This window comes from Candidatus Eisenbacteria bacterium (genome assembly GCA_013140805.1).
In the GTDB taxonomy this organism is placed as follows: Bacteria; Eisenbacteria; RBG-16-71-46; order RBG-16-71-46; family RBG-16-71-46; genus JABFRW01.
In genome coordinates this window covers 22631-28630 of the sequence record JABFRW010000209.1, presented here as the reverse complement: position 1 = coordinate 28630, position 6000 = coordinate 22631, and the positions used below count along the sequence as shown (strand labels likewise).

The window sequence follows — 6000 nt, the reverse complement described above, 5'->3', positions numbered from 1 at the left end:
CGCGCCCCTCCCCCTCGACCCGGAATCCGCCATGAATCTCGACTCCCGCCCCGACACTTCCCCGGATGACGCTCCGTTGCTCGATGCCTACTCCCACGCCGTGACTTCGGTCGTGGATCGTGTCGCACCCTCGGTCGTGAGGATCGACGTGACGCACCGCTCGCCGCGCGGAGAGCGTGCCGGCGGCCACGGCTCGGGTTTCGTGTTCACGCACGACGGCATGATCCTCACCAACAGTCACGTCGTGCACGGTGCGGCGCAGCTCGAGGTAATGCTCCCGGACGGGCGGCGCGCGGGCGCCGATCTGATCGGCGACGATCCCGACACCGACCTCGCGGTGTTGCGCGTGTCGGGCGACGAACTGGTGCCCGCGCTGCTCGGCGATTCGGACACCTTGCGGCCCGGCCAGTTGGTGGTCGCAATCGGAAATCCCTACGGCTTTCAGGCGACCGTCACGGCCGGCGTGATCAGCGCGCTTGGACGCACGCTGCGTTCACAGTCGGGGCGCCTGATCGACAACATCATTCAGACCGACGCGGCGCTCAACCCCGGGAACTCCGGTGGACCCCTGGTGGACTCGCGCGGCCAGGTGATCGGCGTCAACACCGCGGTGATCCTGCCCGGTCAGGGCCTGTGTTTCGCGATCCCGGCGAGCACCGCGCAGTGGGTGGCGAGCCGCCTGATCCGCGACGGTCGCATCCGGCGCGCGTGGCTGGGCGTCGGTGCTCAGCCGGTGCGGCTCAACCGGCGCACCGTTCGCGTTCATCAGCTCACCTCGGAGCACGCGGTCATGATCGTGCACGTCGAGAAGGGCAGTCCCGCCGAGCGGGCTGGACTGCGCGAGGGCGACATCCTGGTGGAACTCGCGACGCGTCCGTTGACCAGCGTTGACGATCTGCATCGCATGCTCGGCGAGGGACACATCGGAAGCGCGACCGAGCTGGCCTATCTGCGCCTCGGCGAGCGCCGCACCTCGGTCGTCACCCCGATCGAGTCGGGGCTGCCCGACTAGCCGCTACTGAGGCGCCCGAGGCGCTCGTCATTGAGATCGCGAAGCGTCGCGATGGCGATGAGGACTCCTTGCGCCTCGCGCTCCCGCGCATCATCGTGGCGTGCGAGTTCGCGAGCGTGCGCGCGGTGTCGACGACGCTCGATGCGCTACCGCGCCGAAAGGGCGCTGCGGACCGAGGGCTGGTTCTCTGGGAGGTCTCCGATGAAACGAAGTGATTGGCTGCTGTTGCTCGCGCTCGCAGGGACGGTCGGCGGCTGCGCGGCGGTTCCGGCTGAGCATGTGGGCGTTATCGAAGTGTACGGCGCCGTCCAGAAGGGCACCTGGGCGCCCGGGGCTCACGTGTGGATGCCGTGGCAGGGCGTCCACCGCATCAGCTGTCGGACCCAGTCGATCGAGGAGCGCACCACCAGTCCGACCAGCGAAGGGCTGGTGGTCGGGCTCGACGTCAGCATCGTCTTTCACATCGATCCGTCGAGAGCTCGCGAGGTCTACAGCCGCTACGGCGGGCTGCAGGCGATGATCGACAACGTGATCGTGCCCGAGTTTCGCTCGACGACGCGCGACGTCACGGCCGGCTTCCAGGCCTCCGACCTCTACTCGGGGCGGCGCGCCGAGGTCTCGCTGCGGATGAACGAGGAAATCAAGGGCCGGCTCTCCGACCGCGGCGTGGTGGTGGAGGCGGTCCTGCTGCGAAACCTCAACCTGCCGGAACAGGTCGCGAACGCGGTTCAGGCCAAGCTCGCGGCCGATCAGCAGGCGCAGCAGATGGACTTCGTGCTGCGAAAGGAAGAGAAGGAAGCGGATCGCAAGCGGATCGAGGCGCGCGGTATCGCCGACTATCAGAAGATCGTTAGCACCGGACTCAACGAGTTGCTGCTGCGCTGGAAAGGCATCGAGGCGACCGCGAAGCTCGCCGAGTCTGCGAACGCGAAGACCGTGGTGATCGGCGCCGGCAAGGACGGGCTGCCGCTGATCCTCGGCCAATAGGTGGCGCGCGACGCGACGCGCCAACCACTCGCGACAACGAACGACTCACGGGCCGGCGGCGTGGATGCCGCCGAGGCCGGGTCCAGAAGCCGCCGCATCGAGCCCGTCGAGCCGGACCGCGACCGCTCCGACGGGCTCGCCTGCGAGCAGTTCGACCTGCACCCCGGCTATCCAAAGCGTGGTGCTCCCGTCGGCGCCCGCGCGCGGCGCGACGTCGAACAGTCGGGCGAGGCGCAGCGCGGCGGCCGGAACCGACGGCACGCGCACCGTCACGCCGACCACTCCGCGCGCGCCATTGGGATGCGAAGTCGCAGCTCCATCCGCCGGCACTCGCAATTCGCGCGCGGTGCGATCCTCGATGAAGATCGGCGCCTCGAAGTTGGAGGGCATCAGCAGGTCCCATTCGAGCGACTGCCCGTCGGGCCGCGCGCGACTCATGCGAAACGGACCGGTCATCACCTCGCCCCGTCGGCGTGACTCGGACGCGAATCGATCGAGGCCTGAACCGGCGAGGACCCAGTCCGCCACCCCCTGCGCTCCGACGAGTCGCGGCAGGAATCGGCGCGCGATCGCGGACACGCTCTGCAGGTGGGCGTCCCATCGCGGGCTCCCCGCCAGCCGAAGCAGCTCGTCGCGCGTCGTGGCGTCCCGGAACGCCAGCAGCTCCAGATAGCTGCCGTCCGCGAACGCGATCAGAGCGTTCTCGGTCGGGAGCACATCGTGGCGGCCGCCCGGAACCACGGTGAAGCCGGCGTCCTCGTGGTGACGCACGGCCGGCTCGAGCGCATCGACGATCACGACGGCGTGATCGAATCGCAGGTTCACGTGCACAGAATAGACCAGGCGCCGGTCACGTCGCTGCGTGACCGGCGCCTGCACCGGAAGCCGAGGATTCTAGAACTGTGCGCGTTCGGTGGAGCCGTCGAGCGCCAGGGTCGAGCAGCCGCCGTCCGCGATCAGCTGCATCACCTGATCGAAGTAGCCGGTGCCGACCTCGCGCTGGTGGCGCGTGGCGGTGTAGCCGTTCTCCTCGGCTGCGAACTCCGCGCTCTGCAGCTCGGCGTAGGCCGACATGCCGTGGCGGCGATACCGACGCGCGAGCTGGAACATGCCGTAGTTGAGGCTGTGGAATCCGGCCAGCGTGACGAACTGGAACTTGTAGCCCAGCGCCCCGAGTTCGCGCTGGAACTTGGAGATCGTCGCCGCGTCGAGCTTGGCCTTCCAGTTGAACGACGGGCTGCAGTTGTACGCCAGCATCTTGCCGGGGAACTCGGCGTGAATCGCTTCGGCGAACACCTGGGCCTCGTGAAGGTCCGGCGTCGAAGTCTCGCACCAGATCAGGTCGGCGTACGGCGCGTAGGCGAGACCCCGGGCGATCGCGGCGGCGAGTCCACCCTTGTAGTGGTAGAAGCCCTCCGGCGTGCGACCACCGCTCAGGAACTCGCGGTCCCGCGCATCGACGTCGCTGGTGATGAGCTTGGCGCTGTCCGCGTCGGTGCGGGCGATGATGAGGCTCGGAACGTCCAGCACGTCGGCCGCCAGCCTCGCCGCGACCAGCGTGCGGATGAACTGTGAGGTCGGCACCAGCACCTTGCCGCCGAGGTGACCGCACTTCTTCTCGGACGACAGCTGGTCCTCGAAGTGCACACCAGCCGCGCCGGCTTCGATCATGGACTTCATCAGTTCGAACGCATTGAGCGGACCGCCGAATCCGGCCTCCGCATCGGCCACGATCGGTGCCAGCCAGTAACGCTTCGCACCGTTGCCGTTGCCGTTGCCGTTCGGGGCGCCGAGGTGTTCGGCGTGCTCGATCTGATCCGCCCGCATCAGGGCCTGATTGAGGCGCTTCACCACCTGCGGAACGCTGTTGACCGGATAGAGGCTCTGGTCCGGATAGGTCTGCCCGGCCTGATTCGCGTCGGCGGCGACCTGCCAGCCGCTCAGGTAGATCGCTTCGAGCCCCGCCTTCACCTGCTGAACCGCCTGGCCGCCCGTCATCGCTCCGAGCGCCGGGACGAAGTCGCGACTCGTGAGCAGGCTCCACAACCGCTCGGCGCCGAGACGCGCGAGCGTGTGCTCGATCTTCACGGAACCACGCAGGCGCTCGACGTCCTCGGCCGTGTACGGACGATGAACGCCGTCCCAACGTCCGCGAGCCGGCATCCGGCTCCCGTTCGTGCCATTCATGGCATGGAGGTCGGTGGTCGTCAGGGTCGCGGGATGCGTTCCGTTCTGGATCATGGCGGGCCTCTCCGGGTGCGTGGTCATGGGGTCGTCGTTGCTATTGGGTGTCATGGATGCGATTGAGCGTTTCGTACGCCGTCAGGGTGAGGAACTCTTCGAGTTGCGGTGCGGTTCCGACCTGCAGGAACAGCTCGATCGCCTGAGGAAAGCGACCACTCTCGAAGCGCGCAGCCCCGACTTCGCGGGCCACCCGCTCCATCTCTTCGTCGAGCAGCAGCTCGACCAGCGCCTTCGTCACCACGCGGCCGTCGTCGAGTGCCGCTCCGTGGCGAATCCACTGCCAGATCTGCGTGCGCGAGATCTCGGCGGTCGCGGCGTCTTCCATCAGGTGGTAGAGCGGCACGCAACCGAGTCCTCTGAGCCATGCTTCGAGATACTGAACACCGACCCGGATGTTGTGACGCAGACCGGCTTCGGTGCGAGAGCCCGTCGGCACCTGGAGCAGGTCGGCCGCCTCGACTCGCACGTCCTCGCGCAGCCGATCGAGCTGATTCGGCCCGCTCATCTGCGCCGCGAACTCTTCGCGAGCGAGCGCCACCAGGCCCGGATGCGCCACCCAGGTTCCATCGTGGCCGTCGATCGCTTCGCGGCGCTTGTCGGCGCGCACCCGCGCGAGCGCTGCATCGCTTGCGGCCGCGTCGTCACGGATCGGGATCTGCGCGGCCATACCGCCGATCGCATGCACCCCACGACGATGGCAGGTGCGGATCACGAGCTGCGTGTAGGCCCGCATGAACGGCTGCTCCATCGTGACCTGCGACCGATCCGGCAGCACCGCTGCGGCGGTCGAGCGCTGCGTCTTGATGAACGAGAAGATGTAGTCCCAGCGACCGCAGTTGAGTCCCGCCGAGTGTTCGCGCAATTCCCACAGGATCTCGTCCATCTCGAACGCCGCCGGCAGAGTCTCGATCAGGCAGGTGGCCTTGATGCTGCCGTGCGGCAGACCCAGCACGGCTTCGGAATGCGTGAAGACGTCGTTCCAGATGCGCGCCTCGAGGTGACTCTCGAGCTTCGGCAGGTAGAAGTAGGGCCCGCTGCCGCGCGACAGAAGTTCCTTCGCGTTGTGGTAGGCGTAGAGCCCGAAGTCGAACAGGCAGGCCGGGATCGCGCGGCCGTCGACGTGCAGGTGTGATTCCGACAGGTGCAGTCCGCGCGGCCTCACCAGCAGCGTCGCGACGCGTTCGTTCAATCGATACGACTTGCCGCTCGCGCCATCGACGTGAGTCAGCGTGCGGCGCACCGCCGCGTGGAGATTCAGCTGGCCCTGGATCAGGTTGTCCCAGGTCGGCGCGTTCGAGTCTTCGAAGTCCGCCATGAACACATTCGCGCCCGAGTTGAGCGCGTTGATGATCATCTTGCGATCGACCGGCCCGGTGATCTCGACCGTGCGCTCGTGCAGGTCGAGCGGCAGCGGTGCCACTTTCCAGTCGGCACTGCGAATCCCCGCCGTCGAAGCGAGGAAGTCGAGCGTCTCTCCTTCGGCCAGCCGAGCGCGCCGAGCCACGCGACGCTCGAGCGCCGCCTCAATCGAGCCGCCGAAGCGTCGAACGAGATCCGCAACGAAGGCGAGCGCTTCGGGAGTGAGCAGTGCCTGTTGCTCAGTGGTCGGAATGATCGTGAGACGGATCGCTTCCGCGGAGGCAACCTGTTGAGTTCGCATGGAAACAAGTTTACTCAGCGATCGTTTCAGTTCAATAAAATACTGTGCTGCATACTGTTACGATGACAACTAAAGAAACATCTGGAGTGTCAATCAG

At 67.1% G+C, this 6000-nt stretch carries 5 protein-coding genes; 2 read left to right on the top strand and 3 right to left on the bottom strand.

The window, feature by feature from the left end; translation table 11 throughout:
- Positions 1 to 31: 31 nt before the first annotated feature.
- Together HOP12_16130 and HOP12_16125 are read left to right on the top strand one after the other, a co-directional pair.
- Positions 32 to 1012 (top strand): trypsin-like serine protease, encoded by a 981-nt coding sequence (locus HOP12_16130; GenBank protein NOT35669.1) that lies wholly within the window; start codon positions 32 to 34, stop codon positions 1010 to 1012.
- Between the two features lie 201 nt (positions 1013 to 1213).
- Entirely contained in the window at positions 1214 to 1999 is a 786-nt protein-coding gene (locus HOP12_16125) for a prohibitin family protein (GenBank protein NOT35668.1), read from the top strand.
- 45 nt (positions 2000 to 2044) lie between these two features.
- Here the strand turns inward: HOP12_16125 and HOP12_16120 are convergent, their stop codons facing one another.
- From HOP12_16120 to aceB, 3 genes are all read right to left on the bottom strand, one after another.
- On the bottom strand, positions 2045 to 2824 hold the full coding sequence (locus HOP12_16120; GenBank protein ID NOT35667.1) for a VOC family protein: 780 nt from the start codon (positions 2822 to 2824) through the stop codon (positions 2045 to 2047).
- A gap of 69 nt (positions 2825 to 2893) precedes the next feature.
- Positions 2894 to 4186 (bottom strand): isocitrate lyase, encoded by a 1293-nt coding sequence (gene aceA, locus HOP12_16115; protein ID NOT35666.1) that lies wholly within the window; start codon positions 4184 to 4186, stop codon positions 2894 to 2896.
- Between the two features lie 94 nt (positions 4187 to 4280).
- Positions 4281 to 5903 (bottom strand): malate synthase A, encoded by a 1623-nt coding sequence (gene aceB / locus HOP12_16110; protein ID NOT35665.1) that lies wholly within the window; start codon positions 5901 to 5903, stop codon positions 4281 to 4283.
- Positions 5904 to 6000: the final 97 nt, after the last annotated feature.